Consider the following 17,535-nt stretch of genomic DNA (forward strand, 5'->3'; position numbering starts at 1 on the left):
GGACAACCCCCACCTACGGCCGGCGGGCGGGCCGGTCGGCCCGCCCGCTCACGTTCCCGCGCTCCCCCGCCCCCGCGTCACTCCTCGAACGGGTCGAAGTCGTCGTACTCGCGCAGCGACTCGTCGCGCTCCGCCTGGCGGTCGCGGCGGCGCTGGGCGGCGGGGCGCTGTTCCTCGAAGCGGTGGTCCTCGCCGCGGCGGCCGAGCATCTCGGCGCCGGCCGTCACGGACGGCTCCCAGTCGAAGACGACGGCGTTGTCCTCGGGGCCGATGGCGACGCCGTCGCCGCCGCGGGCGCCCGCCTTCATCAGTTCCTGCTCCACACCGAGGCGGTTGAGGCGGTCGGCGAGGTAGCCGACCGCTTCGTCGTTGTTGAAGTCGGTCTGCCGGACCCAGCGTTCGGGCTTCTCGCCGCGCACCCGGAAGAGGCCGTCCTCCTCCCGGGTGACGGTGAAGCCGGCGTCGTCGACGGCCTTGGGCCGGATGACGATCCGGGTCGCCTCCTCCTTGGGCTTGGCCGCGCGGGCCTGGGCGATCAGGTCGCCGAGGGCGAAGGTCAGCTCGCGCAGACCGAGATGGGCGACCGCCGACACCTCGAAGACGCGGTAGCCGCGGGCCTCCAGGTCGGGGCGGACCATCTCGGCGAGGTCCTTGCCGTCGGGGACGTCGGTCTTGTTGAGGACGACGATCCGGGGCCGGTTGTCGAGACCGCCGTACTGCCGCAGCTCCTCCTCGATGACGTCGAGGTCGGAGAGCGGGTCGCGCTCGGACTCCAGGGTGGCGGTGTCCAGGACGTGGACGAGGACGCTGCACCGTTCGACGTGGCGCAGGAACTCGAGGCCGAGGCCCCGGCCCTGGCTGGCGCCGGGGATGAGCCCGGGCACGTCGGCGATGGTGTAGACGGTCGAGCCGGCCGTCACCACACCGAGGTTGGGGACCAGGGTGGTGAACGGGTAGTCGGCGATCTTCGGCTTGGCGGCCGACAGCACGGAGATCAGCGAGGACTTGCCGGCGCTCGGGAAGCCGACCAGGGCCACGTCGGCGACGGTCTTGAGCTCCAGGACGACGTCCCCGAAGTCCCCGGGCTCGCCGAGCAGCGCGAAGCCGGGGGCCTTGCGGCGGGCGCTGGCGAGCGCCGCGTTGCCGAGGCCGCCGCGGCCGCCCTGGGCGGCGACGTAGGAGGTGCCGTGGCCGACGAGGTCGGCGAGGACGTTGCCCGCCTTGTCCAGCACCACGGTCCCGTCGGGCACCGGCAGGATCAGGTCCTGGCCCTCCTTGCCCGCCCGGTTGCCGCCCTCGCCGGGCTTGCCGTTGGTGGCCTTGCGGTGCGGGGAGTGGTGGTAGTCGAGGAGGGTCGTCACGGACTGGTCGACGGTCAGGATGACGTCGCCGCCGCGGCCGCCGTTGCCGCCGTCGGGGCCGCCGAGCGGCTTGAACTTCTCCCGGTGAACGGAGGCGCAGCCGTGGCCTCCGTTACCCGCGGCGATGTGCAGCTCGACGCGGTCCACGAAGGTGGTCATGGTGCAGTGCCTCCAGATACTTACGGGGTGATACCTATGTCAACACGCGAAAGGCGGACCCGCCTTCCCGTACGGGAAGTGAGGTCCGCCTCGCGAAATGTTCGGTCAGAGTCCTGCCGTCGGCAGACTCAGGCGACCGGAACGATGTTCACGACCTTGCGGCCACGGTGGGTACCGAACTCCACCGCACCGTGCTGCAGCGCGAACAGCGTGTCGTCGCCGCCACGGCCGACGCCCGCGCCGGGGTGGAAGTGGGTGCCGCGCTGACGGACCAGGATCTCGCCCGCGTTGACGACCTGACCGCCGAAGCGCTTCACGCCGAGGCGCTGAGCGTTGGAGTCACGACCGTTACGGGTGGACGATGCGCCCTTCTTGTGTGCCATCTCTCCTCAGTCCCTTACTTCGCAGCCGCGGGGATCTCAGTGACCTTGATCGCCGTGTACTGCTGGCGGTGGCCCTGACGACGACGGTAACCGGTCTTGTTCTTGTAGCGCAGAATGTCGATCTTCTGGCCCTTGTGGTGGTCCACGACCTCGGCCTGGACCTTGATGCCGGCCAGGACCCACGGGTCGCTGGTCACGGCCTCGCCGTCGACAACGAGCAGGGTCGAGAGCTCGACCGTGTCGCCAACCTTGGCGGTGGAAATCTTGTCAACCTCAACGATGTCACCGACAGCAACCTTGTGCTGGCGGCCACCGCTGCGCACGATGGCGTACACGCGGATCTCACTCTCTCGCTCGGGGAACGGCACCCCCGCAGTCCAGCCGTCCGGCACGCGGGCGGCCTCTCCGGAACACCGTGTGCTCCGGAGGAAGAGGTTTACGGGGATGTGGCACGTCCTCATATCCATGGACACGCCGACGGTCAAGGTTACGGGGCGGTGGCCGAGGGGGTCAAACCGGGCCCCGTGAGGTGTGGGCCCCGTCACTCGGAACCCGCCCCCGCGCACGCCCCCGAACGGAACGGGACCGGTCACCAGGACCGGTCCCGTGGGATGCGGGACCGGTCGCGCGGACCGGTCCCGTCACCGTCGTGTCAGCTCTCGTCGGAGGCGGTGGAGACCGTGGTGGTCTTCTTCGCCGCCGACTTGGCGGCGGCCGTCTTGGCGGTCTTGGCCGCCTTCTTGGCCGTCGTCTTGGCGGTCGTCTTCTTCGCCGCCGTCGTCTTGGCGGTCGCCTTCTTCGCCGCCGTCTTCTTCGCCGCCGTCTTCTTGGCAGCCGTCTTGCGGGCCGTCTTCTTGGCCGCGACGGCCTCCTCGACGACCTCACCGTCGGCCTCGGCGTCGGCCTCGGCACCGGCGGCCTCCGCGGCGACCGGGGTCCCCGGCTGCTCGGCGGCCTCCGCCGACGGCACGACCACGACGGCCGTCTCCTCGGACGCGGTCGGCGCGGTGGCCTTGCGCACCGCGCGGCGGCGCGGACGGGCCGGTGCGGCGCTCTCGGCGGGCGCGGCCGACTCGGGCTCCGCGACCGTCTCCACGGCCGACTCCACCGCGGGCTCCGCCACCGTCTCGGCCGCCGGGGCGGACTCGGCGACGACGGTCACCGCGGCCGACTCGGCACCGGCCGGGGAACCGGCGGGCGCCGACACCTTCCGGGTGGCCCGGCGACGGGTACGGCCGGTGGGCGCGGCCTCCTCGGCGGCCGGGGTCAGCGGCGCCTCGGGAGCCCGCACGATCGGGTCCTCGACGGCGACCGGCTCGGCGTGCGCCTCGGCGGCCGGTTCCGGCAGCACCTCACGCGCGGCCTCGGCGGCCGGCGCCTCGCTCTCCGCGCCCCGGTTGCGGCCGGCGCGCTCCCTGGGCGCCCCGGCCGGGGCGGAGGCCCGGCGGCTCGCCCGGCGGCGGCTACGGCCGCGGCCGGCCGCGGCCTCTGCCTCGGCGACGCTGCTGTAGAGCTCCTCGTCCGGTGCGAACTCGGGCGCGGGCAGCGCGACGGGGGCGGCTGCCTCGGCCGCGACCTCCGCCGCCGTCTCGACCGCCTGGACGGCCTCGGCGTGCTCGACGGCCCCGTCGGCCGCGCTCGCCTGGGTCTCGTGCAGGTCGTGGTCGTGCTCGTGCCCGTCGCCGCCACGGCCGCGCTTCTTGCGCTTGCCGCCACCGCCGGCGGAGCTCGGCTGCTCCATGTGGACGATGACCCCGCGGCCGTTGCAGTGCACGCAGGTCTCGGAGAAGGACTCCAGCAGGCCCTGTCCGACGCGCTTGCGGGTCATCTGGACGAGTCCCAGCGAGGTCACCTCGGCCACCTGGTGCTTCGTGCGGTCCCGCCCGAGGCATTCGAGCAGGCGGCGCAGCACCAGGTCCCGGTTGGACTCCAGGACCATGTCGATGAAGTCGATGACGATGATGCCGCCGAGGTCGCGCAGCCGCAGCTGGCGGACGATCTCCTCGGCCGCCTCCAGGTTGTTCCTGGTGACCGTCTCCTCCAGGTTGCCGCCCTGGCCGGTGAACTTGCCGGTGTTGACGTCGACGACGACCATCGCCTCGGTCCGGTCGATGACAAGGGAACCGCCGCTGGGCAGCCAGACCTTGCGGTCCAGGGCCTTGGCGAGCTGCTCGTCGATCCGGTAGGTGGCGAAGACGTCGACCTCGGAGGTCCACTTCGACAGCCGGCCGGCGAGGTCGGGGGCGACGTGCGCGACGTAGCCGTGGACGGTCTGCCAGGCGTCCTCGCCGCTGACGACGACCTTGGAGAAGTCCTCGTTGAAGATGTCGCGGACGACCCGGACGGTCATGTCGGGCTCGCCGTACAGCAGCGCCGGGGCGTTGCCGTTCTTCGACTTCTTCTGGATCTCCTCCCACTGCGCCTGGAGGCGTTCGACGTCACGGCGCAGCTCGTCCTCGCTGGCGCCCTCGGCGGCGGTGCGCACGATGACGCCCGCGTCCTCGGGGACGATCCTCTTGAGGATGGTCTTCAGCCGGGCCCGCTCGGTGTCGGGCAGCTTGCGGCTGATGCCGGTCATCGAGCCCTCGGGCACGTACACGAGGTAGCGGCCCGGGAGGGAGACCTGGCTGGTCAGGCGGGCGCCCTTGTGGCCGATGGGGTCCTTGGTGACCTGGACGAGGACCGACTGGCCGGACTTGAGGGCGGCCTCGATGCGGCGCGGGCCGTTGGCCATGCCCAGCGCCTCGAAGTTGACCTCGCCGGCGTACAGGACGGCGTTGCGGCCCTTGCCGATGTCGATGAAGGCGGCCTCCATCGAGGGCAGCACGTTCTGGACCTTGCCCAGGTAGACGTTGCCGACGTACGAGGTGGCCTGCTCCTTGTTGACGTAGTGCTCGACGAGCACGCCGTCCTCCAGGACGCCGATCTGGGTGCGGTCGCCGTGCTGGCGGACGACCATCACGCGCTCGACGGCCTCGCGGCGGGCCAGGAACTCGGCCTCGGTGATGATCGGGACGCGTCGGCGGCCCTGCTCGCGGCCTTCGCGGCGGCGCTGCTTCTTGGCCTCCAGACGCGTGGAGCCCTTGATGGACTGCACCTCGTCGGACGGCTCGGACGGCTTGCGGGGCTCGCGGACCTTGACGACCGTGCGCTCGGGGTCGTTCTCGTCGGGCTCGGCGTCGGTGGAGGCGTCGCCTGCGCGGCGACGGCGACGGCGGCGGCGACGACTGCTGGAGGAGGAACCGGACGCCTCGTCGTGGGCGTCGTCGTCGTCCTCTTCCTCCTGGTCGGCGGTGTCGGTGGCGTCCTCGTCGGCCTGTTCGGCGGCGAGTTCGTCGCCGTCGCCGTCGCCGCCCTCACCGTCGGCGGCGTCACCGCGGCGGCGGCGACGGCCACCGCGGCGGCGACGGCGGCGGGAGCCGGACTCCTCGGCCTCGTCCTCGCCGTCGGCGGCGTCCTCCGCCTCCTCGGGCTCCTCCGGCTCCTCGGTCTCGTCCTCGGCGGCGGGCCGGGCGGCCGGGGTCTCCTCGGGGGCACCCCGGCGCCGGCGCCGGCGGCGCGATCCGGCCTCGGCCTGCTCGGGCTCGGCCTGCTCGGCGGGCTCCGGACGGTGGGGGGCGAGTTCCTCGGGCTCCTCCGCCACGGCGGCGGAGGCGGCCGCCTCGGCGGCGGCCCGCTCCGGGGTCTGGAACTTGGGCTCGGTGAACACGGGGGCCTGGAACACGGCCACGGCGGGCCGGGCGGGGCGACGCTGCGACTCGTCCTCGGCGGGCGTGGCCGCCGCCGCGGGCTCGGAGAACCCGATGGCGGCCTGCCGGACCACCCGGCGCCGGCGGCGCGGGGTCTCGGGCTCCGGCTCCTCGGCGGCGGGGGTCTCGGTGGTGGTGGTGACGGCCGGGGCCTCGGCGGCCTGCGGCTGCGCCGCGGCGGGGGCCTCGGCGGTCTCGGGCGCGCCGGCGGGGGCCGCCACCCGGCGGGTGGCGCGACGCCGGCTGCGGGGCGCCGGCGTGGTGGGCTCGGTCTCGGCGGTGCCGCCAGGGGTCTCGCCGGTGGCGGACGCGGGCTCCTCGACGGCCTCGGGGGCCTCGGTGGTGTCCGCGACGGCGGCCGGGGCCGCGGTCTCCGCGGCGGTCTCGCCCGCCGTCTCGGGGGCACCGGCGGGCGCGGTCGCCCGGCGGGTGGCCCGGCGACGGGTGCGCGGAGCGGGCACGGTCTCCTCGGCCGGCTCGGCGGCCTCGGCCTCGACCTCGGCCTCGACCTCGGTGACCGGGGCGGCCTCGGAGGTCTCAGGGGTCTCGGAGAACGCGGAGGTCCGGGCGGGCGTCTCCTGTCCGGCCGTCTCGGCGGGCGTGGTGACGCGACGGGTGGCGCGGCGGCGGGTACGGCGCGGCGCGGCGTCCTCGTCGCTCTGCACGGCGGCCTCGGCGCCCTCGGCAGTGGGCGCCGCCTCGGTGGCGGACGCGGCGGCGGGCAGCACGGTCTCGGCCGTCTCCACGGCCGCGGCTCCGGTCGGGGCACCGGCGGGCGCGGACGCCCGGCGGGTGGCCCGGCGACGGGCGGGCGCGGCGGGAGCGGTCTCCTCGGCGGCCACCGCCGGAGTCTCGGCCGTCTCCTCGTCGGCGTCCGCCAACTCGGCGTCCGCGAGGTCGGCGGCCGCCACGGCGGGCGTGGTGATCTCGGCCGCGGCCTCCGCCGCGGCGGGCGGTCCCGCGGGGCGGGACGCGGCACGGCGACGCCTGCGCGGGGGCAGGGTGTCGCTGGGGGTGTTCGGTTCGGAGCCCTCGGTGGACTCGGTCGGTTCGAGCATGCGGGCGGTTCTCCCGTCAGGCTCCCGGGCGCCGCGCCTGATCCGGCGTCGTTCGGTTCGAGCGACCGCCGGTGACGTCCGCGGCTCGCGCGATGCGCGGTGCCGCCGTGTGGGGCGCGGGCGCCGCACAGGAGCTCTCTGTGTCCTGTCTCGCCGGTTCCGTACGCCTTGTCGCGCACGGCCTGGCGAAAGTCTTCTGGTCGGTGCGCTGCCCGACCCAGGTGGCTCCCGAGTACGAGGGCGGCGCGTACGACGTCCGTCCTTCGCGGGACCTTCCTTACGCCGGCGCCGTCGCGGTGGCAGCGGGTTCGGCCTTCGAAAGGGCCGCCACTGCCTCGCGGTCGGGTGCGAGCGGGTCGGTCACCGTGCCGGTCTCTTCATCGAGCAGCCCCTGCGCCAGCCTGGTCACCGCTGCGGGGACCGGCGGCGCCAGGTCGGCCACGGCGCGGAGACCGGACAGGACGTCGTCGGGTCGTACGGCAGGCGTCACGTGCCGAACAACCAGCCGCAGTATCGCACAGGGCTGGTCGCTCGGCCTATCAGCCGTTTCATTGTGCGTTTCAAGTTGTACGACGGCGGGGCGGGCGTCGAAGGTCCGGACGCCGTTCTTGGTCATGCGCTGGACCTCGACGACGTCGGCCGCGTTGAACGCGGTGACGGCCTGTGCGGCCTGTTCCGGGTCCAGTCCGGCCAGCCGCAGCTCCCACACGGAGGCGGTGAGCCGGTCGGCCAGTCCGGACGTGCGGGCCTCGACCGCGTCGACGATGTCCAGCCCGGGGGGCAGGGACTCGTCGAGGAGGACACGCAGTCGCTCCGGGTCGCGGACCGCGGTGAGCGCGATCTCCAGGTACTCGGCCTCGCTGCCGGTGCCGGTGGGTGCGGCATTGGCGTACGACACCTTCGGGTGCGGTGTGAACCCCGCCGAGTACGCCATGGGCACCTCGGCGCGGCGCAGCGCACGCTCGAAGGCGCGCTGGAAGTCACGGTGGCTGGTGAACCGGAGGCGGCCGCGCTTGGTGTAGCGCAGTCGGATGCGCTGCACCGCCGGTGCGGGCGGCGGGCCTTCGGGCTGTCGCTTGCCCAGTGTCGTCAGTCCTTCGTGGTTCTGGTGAGAGCAGCCGTGCCGTGCGGGCCGTGCTGCCGTTCGGTGCTACTCGTCAAGAGTACGTGTGTCGCGGCCGGCGGGTTCCCGCCCGCCGGCGGCGGGGGGCCGGGCCGGCTCGCCGAACAGGGCGCGGCGCAGGTCGGCCCGGGCCTGCCGGACCGCGCGCCCGACGGCCCGTGCGGCCTGGGCGGCGGGGCGCAGCACCAGGTCGCGCACGACGTGTCCGACCGGGGTGAGGACGGTCCGGTAGAGCAGGCGGGCGGGTTCCAGCAGGATCCACCGGAAGAGGGTGCCGAGCACCCGCCCGACGGCCCGGGCGACGTGTCCGGCGACCCGCCAGGCGTGGCCGAGGGCGTCCAGGATCTCCCTGCCGATGACGGCGAGGACCCGGCCGGCCGGGGCGAGGATCCAGCGCCACAGGGCGGCGGCGGGCAGCACGAGGAGTACCCGGACGGTCCAGTAGAGGGCGGTGGCGAGCTGCTCGAACACCCAGGCGACGGCGCGGGCGACGGGTGCGAGGAGCCGGAGCAGCGCGCGGCCGGCGGGAGTGAGCACGCGCGCGTGGAACCACACGAGGGCGTGGCCGAGGGGGGTGAGCAGGTGGCGGTACAGCCAGGTCAGCGGGACGACGAGGAGGACGTGGAGGAGCCAGGCGACGGCGCGGCCGGCGGGGGCGAGGACGTACCGCCACAGCAGTCGCGCGACGTGGACGACGAGGTGGCGCCACAGGAACCGCGCGACGGCGGCGAGGCCTTCCCACAGCAGCCGGAGCGGCAGGACCACCAGGAACACGAAGACGCGCACCGGGATCCTGATCGCGACGACGAGGCACCCTTCGGGCTGCTGCGGCTGTGTCTGCGGTGCCCGTTGCGGCTGTTTCTGCATGTCCATGGTCATATAGACGCTATCGCGTGCCGCGCGGATGCGATCCGCGCCCTTGATCACCGAACGGCGGCGACACGGTAACGGTTGACCCGCGCACGCCAAAATGGATGGTTCCGGCCACGGCGGCTTGATTGGCTGGGCGCCAGCCAAATCTGGCGCCTTTCTTGGTCCTTGGGGGACGAAAATGAACTGGTACGTGGACGTACTGAAGAAGTACGCGGTGTTCAGCGGCCGTGCGCGCCGGCAGGAGTACTGGATGTACACCCTGTTCAACGTGATCGCCGCCATCGTGCTGGCGATCGTCGGGCGGCTCATCGGCTTCCCCGCCCTGGTGGCGATCTACTACGTGGCCGTGCTGGTGCCCAGCCTCGCCGTCGCCGTCCGCCGCCTGCACGACACCGGCCGGTCGGGCTGGGCGATCCTGATCGGCATCATCCCGCTGGTCGGCGGGATCATCCTGCTGGTGTGGTTCTGCTCCGAGGGCAAGCCGGAGGCCAACGAGTACGGCGACAACCCGAAGTACGCGGCCACCGCCTGACCCGCCGTCATCATGAAGGCCCGCCGGACGCGTCCGGCGGGCCTTCACCCGTCTACGAGGCCGCGGACGACCTCTTGCGGCGTTCGGCCTGCAGGTGCAGGACCAGGAAGAGGACCCGCAGCAGGTCGTCGGGGAGCGCGGGCAGTTCCTCGGGGAGGGTGACGCGGCGGGGACGGCTGCCGAGGGCGTCGTACGACAGGACGAGCGGCCCGACCGCCTTCGCCCGGCCGCCGAACCCGGGATGCTCCACCGGATAGGGCCCGACACGGCGCGGAATCCCGGACCAGGCGGCGCAGTCGACGTCCCACGCGCCGAACGTCCTCGGGACGCTGCCGAGGCGGCCGTAGCCGATCTCGGTGTCGCCGATCGACCGCAGCCGGCTGCCGAGTCTGTCGTACCGCAGCGGGTGGGGTCCGAGCGCCTCGGGCCTGCCGCCCCACCGGCCGTAGGCGAGCGGGACGTCCCCGATGGAGCGGAGTCTGCTGCCCAGCAGGTCGTAGCCCAGTTCCAGTTCCATGCCCGGCAACTCCCCCGTGTCACGGCCGCCTTCGGTCCTCCCGATTGTGCGGCCGGGCGGGTCCGCCTTCCATGGCGGTCGTGTCACGGTTTCGCCGCGCGCCGCGGCGGCACGGCGGGGCGGCGGGGCAGCACCCCGGCCGCGACGAGCGAGTCGTACAGGCGCTGCTGTTCCTCGTCCAGCCCGGAGTAGAGCAGGTCGTACGCCTCCTCCTCGCCGCGCAGCGCCTCGACGGGGTCCCAGTCGTCGCCGAGCGCCGCCATGACATGGGCGCGCCGGGTCATCTCATGCCCGGTGAGATCGACCGTGAACCCGACGGGTTCGGCGGGGTCGACGGGTTCGACGGGGGGCGCGGCATCAGAACTGGACATATGACCGAATTTAGGCAGCCGGTCCCGCCCGCGACAAGGGTCCGTGGGACACCTCACAGCAGGTCGCCGGTGCCCCCGCGCGCGGTGGCACCGGGAAGGGCCACCGGGCGCCGATCGGCCCTCGACCGGGCCAGGACCTCCTGGGAGGATCCGAACCCCGATGCCTTTCGAGGAGACGCCATGCAGGTCGCCGTACTTACCTTCGACGGTTTCAACGAACTCGACAGCTTCATCGCGGCCGCGCTGATCAACCGGTGCCGCAAGGACGGCCTGGAGGCCTTCATCACGACACCGACTCCGGTGGTCACGTCGATGAACGGGGTCGAGGTGACCGGGCAGCGGCCGGTGGAGTTCGCGACCGAGGCCGACGTGGTGCTGGTCGGCAGCGGGGTCAAGGCGCGCGAGGTGGTCGCCGACGACGGGCTCGTCTCCCGGCTGCGGCTCGACCCGTCCCGGCAGCTGATCGGATCGCAGTGTTCGGGCGCGCTGGTGCTCGCCCGGCTCGGCCTGGTGGAGACCATGCCGGTGTGCACGGACCGCAAGAGCCGGCCCTTCGTGGAGGCGGCCGGGGTCACCGTCCTGGACACGCCGTTCCACGCCGAGGGGAACATCGCCACGGCCGGCGGCTGCCTGGCCTCCCAGTACCTCGCCACCTGGGTGATCACCCGGACCCTCGGCGAGGAGGCGGCCCGCGCGGTCCTCGACTACGTGGCCCCGGTCGGCGAGAACCGGGAGACCGTCGACCGCGCCCTGCGCGCCGTCCGCGCGACCGAGACCGCGCTGCGCTGACGCCACCGGGACCCGGCCGGCGCCACCGGCGCCGGCTGTACCTGTGCCTCCGGGGTCCGCTGCGTCCTCGGGGTCCTCGGTGTCCTTGAGGTCTTCGGGGTCCTCGAGGTCTTCGGGCGGGCGCCGCTCACGTCGGCGGTTCCGTGCCGGCCTGTTCGCTCACCATGAACCGCGCGTACCAGTCGGGCCAGTCCGGGTCCGCCGCGCCGACGCGGGCCTCGTGCTCCCCGTGCGCGGCCTCGGCCCGCCGCAGCGCACTCGCCAGGTCCCCGGCGGAGGAGAACGTGGTGACCGCGGGGTCCAGCCGCCCCGGCAGCCGGTCGGTGACCTCCTGGAGCAGCCAGCCGTTGCCGTCCGGGTCGCTGAACGACAGGAAGGACCCGTAGCTGCCGTGCTGCGGGTCGGGACCGGGCAGCCGGGCGTCGCCGTCGGCGTGGTGGAAGACGCCGCCGGCGTCGTGGAAGACCTCGCTGGGGCGGGCACCGTGCCGGGCCAGCTCGTCGTGGGCGGAGTCGATGTCGTCGACGATCAGGTGCAGGCCGCGGGCCGAGCCCGGCGCCTGCTCGGTGACCGACTCGCCGAAGATGACCGACGCCGGGGAACCGGGCGGGGTCAGCTGCACCACCCGGAACTCCCCGTCGGTGGCGACGTCCGCGTCGAGCCGCCAGCCGAGTCCCGTGTAGAAGTCCTTGGCCCGGTCCACGTCGGACACCGGGACCACGACGACCTCGAGTTTCATGTCCATGGCTTGCACTTCCCGTCTCGGAGGGAACACCGGCGACGGCCGGACCCGCGGCAGCACGCACCGCCCGGCGGGGGCTCAGTGCGCGAGGAGCTGCTGTCCGCCGTCGATGTCGTAGGTGGCGCCGGTGAGGGCGTCGTTCACCATGAGGTGCACCGCGAGGGCGGCCACGTCGGCCGGACCGACCACCCGCCCGATGGGCAACGTCCTTCGCAACTCCTCGCGCCGTGCGTCGAGTCGGTCGCCCAGCAGGGAGGCCGACAGCGGGGTGTCCACGAACCCGGCCGCGATGAGGCAGACCCGGACCGGAGCCACCTCCAGTGCCAGGTTGGCGACGAGCGCGGGCAGCGCCGCGGTGAGCGCGCCGGTCACCGCCATCCCGGGCGCGGGCCGCCGGCCGCCGGTGCCGCCGATGAACAGCAGCGCCCCGCCCGGCCTGACCTTCCCCCGGCTCGCCCGTGCCACCGCGAGCACCATCGCCAGCCGCCCGCCGAAGTCCCGTCCGGCGTCGGTCAGATCGAGGTCGTCGAGGGGGGTGTAGGCCGGGCTGCCCGCCGTCACCAGCACGTGGTCGATCCGTCCGGGCAGCTCGTCGAGGAACCGCTCGGTCCGTTCGGTGTCGAAGGCGTCGAACGCGGCCGTGCTCAGCGGGCGCAGTTCGTCCGCGGCCCGCCGCAGGCGCTCCGGGTCGCGTGCCACCAGTACCAGTTCGCCGCCGGCCGCCCGTACCCGCCGCGCGGTCTCCAGACCGATGCCCGCGCTGCCGCCCATGACCACGACGGTCTGCCCGCCCAGTTCGCCGGGCGCGCCGCCCGGCCTGGCGCCGTCACCGCTCATGACCACCGCCTCAGCCGGTCGGCGACCGGGTCGCCCGCCGCCGGGACCCGGCGCGCGGAGCCGGAACACGGCGCCTTGGCGCCGCCCGGGTCGCCGGTCGGGAGTCACGGCCGGCGGCCGCCGGCCCGTCCTTCGCGTCGCGGGCCCCGCGTGACACTCCGTCACGGGCCCGCCGTTCGCAAACCCCAGTCTGTCACTCCGTCGGCCGAACGGCATCCGGGACGCCGTCGCACGTCCCGGTGGGCGCACCCGCCGGACACGCCCCGCGGGCCCGCAAGGCGGCACCGGAGGACAGGCCCTTCCCGGCCGTGGAGGTCGACCGGTGGCGACCGCCCGTTGCCCCGTCCGGACCCGCCCGGACTACGGCGACCGATGCACAACAGCCCCGGCGTTAGCCCACCTGGCCGGGTGCAACTGTGCCGGTCAACGGTCGACGCGGTCTCTCGTGTTTGCATCCTGCCAGGAGGCCGATCACATGACCGACGAGATGCCGCAAGACACCCGCTCCCGACCCACCGCGTCCCGGCGTGGCGGGCGGGCGGCGGCCGCCCCGGCGCCCTCGGCCACCGGTGCGCCGGCCCGGACCCGCACCCCATAGGTCCCGCCCGTTCTCGCGGTACCCATTCCTGGAGGAGCCGGCTGATGGCCGCAGACAACGAGACATCCACCTGTTCGTTCCACTTCAGCGAAGCGCTCGACTTCGATCCCGAGCTCACGGAGCTGATGGGACACCGTTCCCCCGTGCGCATCCGGCTCCCCTACGGTGACGCGGACGCCTGGCTGGTCACCGGCTTCGACGCCGTCAAGCAGGTGACCACCGACGCGCGGTTCAGCCGGGCGGGCATCATCGGCCACGACTACCCCCGGATGACGCCGGAGCCCATCGTCTCGCCGGAATCGATCAACGTGATGGACCCGCCGCAGAGCAGCCGCGTCCGTCACCTGGCCTCGCAGGCGTTCACCCAGCAGCAGGTCGAGCCCATGCGGAAACGGATCACCTGGCTCACCGACCGCTGCCTGGACGGCATGGAGAAGGAGGGTCCCCCGGCGGACCTGGTCCGGCACCTCTCCGACCCGCTGCCCCAGCACGCCATCCTGGACCTGCTCGGCGTCGAGCAGGAGGAATGGCCCCGGATCTCCGAGTCCGTGCACCAGCTGCTCGTCGTCGGCTCGGGCAACAGGGAGGCCGCCGCGACCGCCAAGGCCGATCTGACGGCCTACTTCCTCAAGCTCGTCGACCAGCGGCGGACCTCGCCCGGGCCCGACATCATCAGCGCGATGGCCGCGGCGCGCGAGGACGAGGACCACCTCGACGACAAGGAACTGGCCGTCATGGCGCTGACGCTGGCGCTCAGCGGCCAGGACACCGCGACCTGCCAGATCAGCGACATCGTCTACCTGCTGCTCACCCACCCCGAGCTGATGCACGGCCTCACGCGCCGGCCCGAGTCCCTGCCCGACGTCCTGCACGAACTGCTCCGCCTCATCCCGTTCCGCAAGGGGGTCGGAATCCCGCGCGTGGCGCTCGAGGACGTGGAGCTGGCCGGCGCGCGGATCAAGGCGGGCGACTTCGTGCACGTGTCGTACCTGACGGCGAACCGGGACCCGGAGCGCTACGAGGCTCCCCATGACATCGACCCCGACCGCCCCACCGCCCCGCACATGACCTTCGGCTGGGGCGGCCACCGGTGCATCGCGATGCCGCTGGCCATGGTGGAGCTCGAAGTGGCCATCGGCCGTCTCGTGGAGCGGTTCCCCGGTCTGCGTCTCGCGGTGCCCCCGGAGGAGGTCCGCTGGGACGCGCAGACGATCAGGCGGTTCCCGCTGGAGCTGCCGGTCATGTGGTAGGAAGCCGTCGCGCCGGACCGGGTATCCCTGCCGGTCCGGCGCTCCGCCCGCGTCAGCGTGTGTCGTCCCAACTGGCCGGACCCGCAACGCACTTCCCGGCCCTGTTCACCACGTAGACGATGTCCCGGGTGCCCAGCCCGCCCTTGGCCCTGCCGGGCTCGGGGTCGATGAACGGGCAGACCGACTCGACCCCGTGGACGACCACCTCGTACCTCACGGGCCACGCGCGTCCCTCGGTCCACCCGACGTAGGTGCCGCCGTCCCGCCCCGTGTCGGCTGGACGTCTCCCTGGACCACGACACCGCGCGATCCGCAGGACGGGCAGCCCAGCACATGGGCGTTCCAGGTCGAGTCGTTGAGCAGCCGCACCGGCAGTCCCTTGCCGCTCGAGCCGTCACTCGAACCGCCGCACCCCGTGGCGAGGGCGGCGGCGACACCCAGCGCGGCCGGCAGCGCGGCACGTCGTCGTTTCATGCCCGGACCCCCCGTGATCACCGATCTCCCCCGGATCATCACAGGTCACACGCATGATGGCAACGGTCCGGGAGCACCTCGCCGTCCCGGCCGAACCGCACCGGATCCCGCCCGTACCGGACACACCGTCACCGTCGTTGCGGGCGGCGCCCGTCGGCACGGGACGCACGCCCTGACGTCGCCGCCTCCCCCGCGACCGCCTTCGGTCGCCCAGGCAGCGTCAGTGCGTGTGGCCGCTCGCGGCCGGGGCCGGGCCCGCGTTGTCGACCGTCAGCGGCAGCAGCTTCCTGCCCGTCGGCCCCACCTGGATCTGGGTGTCCATGGCCGGGCAAGCCAGCACTGTGCAGGAGCCCGGTTTCGTCACTCCACTTCGATGCCATACTCCTGGACGAGCTGCTCCAGCCCCCCTGAGTACCCCTTCCCGCCGAGCACGAAGTCCCAGTTGCCATTGGGCCTGCGCCGGAAGGAACCGAGCACCAATGCGGTCTCGCCGGAGCGGCCGTCGGAGACCTCAAGCCGACCGAGTTCAGTCATTGCCGGATCCAGCAACCGGATGCATGCATCGGTGAATCCGGACAGGTCGGCTTCCGGGTTCATCTCCGGATCAACGGCCGCCACGAGCACGAACCGATCAGCCACTTCCGGCAGTCCGTCAAAGGAAACACGAAGCGCCGCCTTGTCCGGTGCCACAGCCGGCACTGCGCGTACCGAACCGTCCGGAGTCCGCGGATTGTTGAAGAAGACGAAGTGATCTTCGCTCAGGACTCGGTCGCCATGGCAGACGAGAGCGCACACGTCCAGTGCGACACTGCCGGACCACGTCATGCCCAACACGTTGTGATCTTCGGGCGCTGTTGCAGGGGTGGACGGCGATGGCTGCGCCGCCGTCGCTCGTCCCCCCTCCCCCAGGCGCCCACGAAGCCCGTGCCTGTGCAGGAGGTCGACGAGTTCACCACCCGCGATGAGCTCCAAAGGCTTGTCACGGGCGAACGTGTGTGAGCCGGGGCCGAAGCCCGCCGTGGTCACCAGCACGCCCTTGTTGGCGCCGACGTCCTGGACCGTTCCGTACAGGTCACGCACCGCGGTAGGCGGCACTGTGCTGCGGTAGCGCTTCACCTGTACGACGATCTTGCCGCCTCGGATGGGCGTCGGGTCCAGCGCGTCCACATCCACCCCGCCGTCATTCGAGCGCTGAGTCGTCACAGCCTGCATGCCCATGGCACGGAACAGGTCGGCAACGAGCGACTCGAACTCGATCGGATCCATGTCATACAGATCCGGCTCCTCATCACCGCCGTGGGTGACGACATGGTTCCCGACGTCCTGCGGCTTCCGTCCCGGGCGTACGAAGGTGAGTTGATCAGGACGGGACGCGAGCTGGCCCCGCAACGCCTCGGTCAGACAGCTGACCGCGTCCACCTGTTCCAGATGCAGGCCAGTGAAGGCCGCCCGCTGGGCCATGACGGTCGCAAGGAAGATGTGCGTGCGTCGGCCCGTGGCTGGATCGTGAGCGTCGACGAAGCCGTTCAGGGCCACCGAATCGAGGATGCCGTACTCGTCCGCCGCAAAAAGCTGATGCAGGACCAACAGCAGGCTCTGCGCGAGCGCCTCTCGGTACAGTCCACGGCGCTGGGTGACCGGACGTGTACTTTCCTTGTCCTCATCCTGAGCGGGGACGTACCTCACGGATTTCGCCTCGGGGACCACGTCGTATCCGGGCAGCTCCCAGTCCAGCACAAGCTGTCGCGCCGCTGAGTCGAAGGCGGCCGCGACCTGCCGAGGAAATCCTTCGGGCCAGGCAGTCGAAGAGTAGAGCGCCGCTGAGAAGTACTCGACCACAGAGTCAGGGTCTCCCCGCCTGACACCCCCGGTCACCTCGACGATGCCGACATTGTGCCGGTGCACCTCGGCCCGCTGGGCCCCAATCCGCTGCTCGTGGTCTCTCTGGAGGGCCGCCAACTGCTGCTGCCGTTGTGCTTCGGCAGCATGCGCGGCGTGCCAGTCGCGTTCGAAACGGGCCTGCGCCTCCGCCTGAGCCTGTGCACGCCGGTTTGCGGTCCAACCTCCCTGTGCCTGGTACTGGCTTGGATCCGGCATCCGCACCGGCCAGGCGAGCTGTCCCGGGTCGAACGGCGGGATCTCTTCCGCACGCATCAGGGACGAGGCTCTGAAGGCCTGCGCCTGGCAGCCCGCGGTCAGCAGCCCCTGCAAGGTGGCGACCTGCGCGTCCAGTTCCTCCGTGCGGCGCCTCGCCTCTGCCTGGCGGTACTGCCGGTACTCCTGCGTGGCACGTCGCTGATAAGCCCGCGCCTGCCGTGCCTCTTCCCGGAGCCGTCTGGCTTCGGCTTCCACTTGTCGCTGGTGCTGACGCTGCATTTCCGCCCAGGCACCGACAAAACCAGCAGAGCGACGACTCATGCGCTACAGGCCCTCCCCAGGATGTCGGCAGAGCCGACCGAGCTCTGGTTGCCCCCACAACCAGTAGTAACCAAATGACTTTAACCAGCAATCGCTGATACGGACATCAACTTGCCAAAGGCAACCTGCACCGGATGTTCCAGCAGGTCACGGCGCGACTGCGCCCCTTCCGAAGGCGAATTCCAGGGGTCGTTGCAACACGGTGATCAACTGGCTGTGGCCAGGAGCCTAGCGAGACGCTCGGCTGGGGTTTCCCAGTCGAGCGTTTTGCGTGGCCGGCTGTTCAGTTCGGCGGCGACGA

16 protein-coding genes are annotated in these 17,535 nt (G+C 72.5%); 3 read left to right on the forward strand and 13 right to left on the reverse strand.

Translation table 11 applies throughout. The features are described 5' to 3' along the window. Positions 1-77: 77 nt before the first annotated feature. The 6 genes from obgE to ACFY3I_RS35780 all read right to left on the reverse strand — a co-directional run bounded on the left by obgE (position 78) and on the right by ACFY3I_RS35780 (position 8,706). On the reverse strand, positions 78-1,520 hold the full coding sequence (gene obgE / locus ACFY3I_RS35755) for a GTPase ObgE (protein WP_390865139.1): 1,443 nt from the start codon (positions 1,518-1,520) through the stop codon (positions 78-80). Between the two features lie 128 nt (positions 1,521-1,648). After that, positions 1,649-1,903 carry a 50S ribosomal protein L27 gene (rpmA, locus tag ACFY3I_RS35760; protein ID WP_365288867.1) on the reverse strand — a complete coding sequence of 85 codons (255 nt, stop codon included), beginning with the start codon at positions 1,901-1,903 and terminating at the stop codon, positions 1,649-1,651. Between the two features lie 14 nt (positions 1,904-1,917). Continuing rightward, positions 1,918-2,238 carry a 50S ribosomal protein L21 gene (gene rplU, locus ACFY3I_RS35765; RefSeq protein WP_030217740.1) on the reverse strand — a complete coding sequence of 107 codons (321 nt, stop codon included), beginning with the start codon at positions 2,236-2,238 and terminating at the stop codon, positions 1,918-1,920. Between the two features lie 317 nt (positions 2,239-2,555). Further along, the gene (locus tag ACFY3I_RS35770) at positions 2,556-6,710 is read right to left on the reverse strand and encodes an Rne/Rng family ribonuclease (RefSeq protein ID WP_390865141.1); all 4,155 of its coding nucleotides are present in this window, start codon (positions 6,708-6,710) and stop codon (positions 2,556-2,558) included. Positions 6,711-6,987: 277 nt separating this feature from the next. Further along, positions 6,988-7,752 (reverse strand): TIGR03936 family radical SAM-associated protein, encoded by a 765-nt coding sequence (locus ACFY3I_RS35775; RefSeq protein ID WP_365288869.1) that lies wholly within the window; start codon positions 7,750-7,752, stop codon positions 6,988-6,990. Positions 7,753-7,860: 108 nt separating this feature from the next. Continuing rightward, positions 7,861-8,706, reverse strand: coding sequence for a hypothetical protein (locus ACFY3I_RS35780; protein ID WP_390865143.1), 846 nt, complete (start codon positions 8,704-8,706; stop codon positions 7,861-7,863). A gap of 178 nt (positions 8,707-8,884) precedes the next feature. Between ACFY3I_RS35780 and ACFY3I_RS35785 the strand changes: the two genes are divergently transcribed. Further along, positions 8,885-9,238 (forward strand): DUF805 domain-containing protein, encoded by a 354-nt coding sequence (locus tag ACFY3I_RS35785; RefSeq protein ID WP_390865145.1) that lies wholly within the window; start codon positions 8,885-8,887, stop codon positions 9,236-9,238. A 52-nt stretch (positions 9,239-9,290) separates the two neighbouring features. On the opposite strand, the gene ACFY3I_RS35790 is transcribed toward ACFY3I_RS35785, so the two are convergent. After that, positions 9,291-9,755 carry a hypothetical protein gene (locus ACFY3I_RS35790; RefSeq protein ID WP_390865146.1) on the reverse strand — a complete coding sequence of 155 codons (465 nt, stop codon included), beginning with the start codon at positions 9,753-9,755 and terminating at the stop codon, positions 9,291-9,293. A gap of 83 nt (positions 9,756-9,838) precedes the next feature. Next, entirely contained in the window at positions 9,839-10,126 is a 288-nt protein-coding gene (locus tag ACFY3I_RS35795; RefSeq protein ID WP_390865147.1) for a DUF6400 family protein, read from the reverse strand. A gap of 180 nt (positions 10,127-10,306) precedes the next feature. Here ACFY3I_RS35795 and ACFY3I_RS35800 point away from each other — a divergent pair, with 180 nt between their 5' ends. Beyond that, complete coding sequence (locus tag ACFY3I_RS35800) at positions 10,307-10,915, forward strand: DJ-1/PfpI family protein (protein WP_390865148.1); 609 nt, start codon at positions 10,307-10,309, stop codon at positions 10,913-10,915. A gap of 127 nt (positions 10,916-11,042) precedes the next feature. Here the strand turns inward: ACFY3I_RS35800 and ACFY3I_RS35805 are convergent, their stop codons facing one another. Both ACFY3I_RS35805 and ACFY3I_RS35810 read right to left on the reverse strand, forming a co-directional pair. Next, complete coding sequence (locus ACFY3I_RS35805) at positions 11,043-11,660, reverse strand: VOC family protein (RefSeq protein ID WP_365288875.1); 618 nt, start codon at positions 11,658-11,660, stop codon at positions 11,043-11,045. A gap of 75 nt (positions 11,661-11,735) precedes the next feature. After that, positions 11,736-12,494, reverse strand: coding sequence for an SDR family oxidoreductase (locus ACFY3I_RS35810; protein WP_390865149.1), 759 nt, complete (start codon positions 12,492-12,494; stop codon positions 11,736-11,738). A gap of 642 nt (positions 12,495-13,136) precedes the next feature. On the opposite strand from ACFY3I_RS35810, the gene ACFY3I_RS35815 reads away from it, so the two are divergent. After that, positions 13,137-14,342 (forward strand): cytochrome P450, encoded by a 1,206-nt coding sequence (locus ACFY3I_RS35815; protein ID WP_365288877.1) that lies wholly within the window; start codon positions 13,137-13,139, stop codon positions 14,340-14,342. A 52-nt stretch (positions 14,343-14,394) separates the two neighbouring features. Here ACFY3I_RS35815 and ACFY3I_RS35820 read toward each other — a convergent pair whose 3' ends face one another. The 3 genes from ACFY3I_RS35820 to ACFY3I_RS35830 form a co-directional block, all read right to left on the reverse strand. Continuing rightward, the gene (locus ACFY3I_RS35820) at positions 14,395-14,559 is read right to left on the reverse strand and encodes a hypothetical protein (RefSeq protein WP_390865150.1); all 165 of its coding nucleotides are present in this window, start codon (positions 14,557-14,559) and stop codon (positions 14,395-14,397) included. Further along, positions 14,556-14,816, reverse strand: coding sequence for a hypothetical protein (locus ACFY3I_RS35825; protein WP_390865151.1), 261 nt, complete (start codon positions 14,814-14,816; stop codon positions 14,556-14,558). Before ACFY3I_RS35825 ends, ACFY3I_RS35820 begins: the two co-directional genes overlap by 4 nt. Positions 14,817-15,176: 360 nt before the next feature. Beyond that, complete coding sequence (locus ACFY3I_RS35830) at positions 15,177-17,234, reverse strand: restriction endonuclease (protein WP_390865152.1); 2,058 nt, start codon at positions 17,232-17,234, stop codon at positions 15,177-15,179. Between the last annotated feature and the right edge of the window lie 301 nt (positions 17,235-17,535).

Source organism: Streptomyces sp. NPDC001068 (genome assembly GCF_042897315.1).
Lineage (GTDB): Bacteria > Actinomycetota > Actinomycetes > Streptomycetales > Streptomycetaceae > Streptomyces.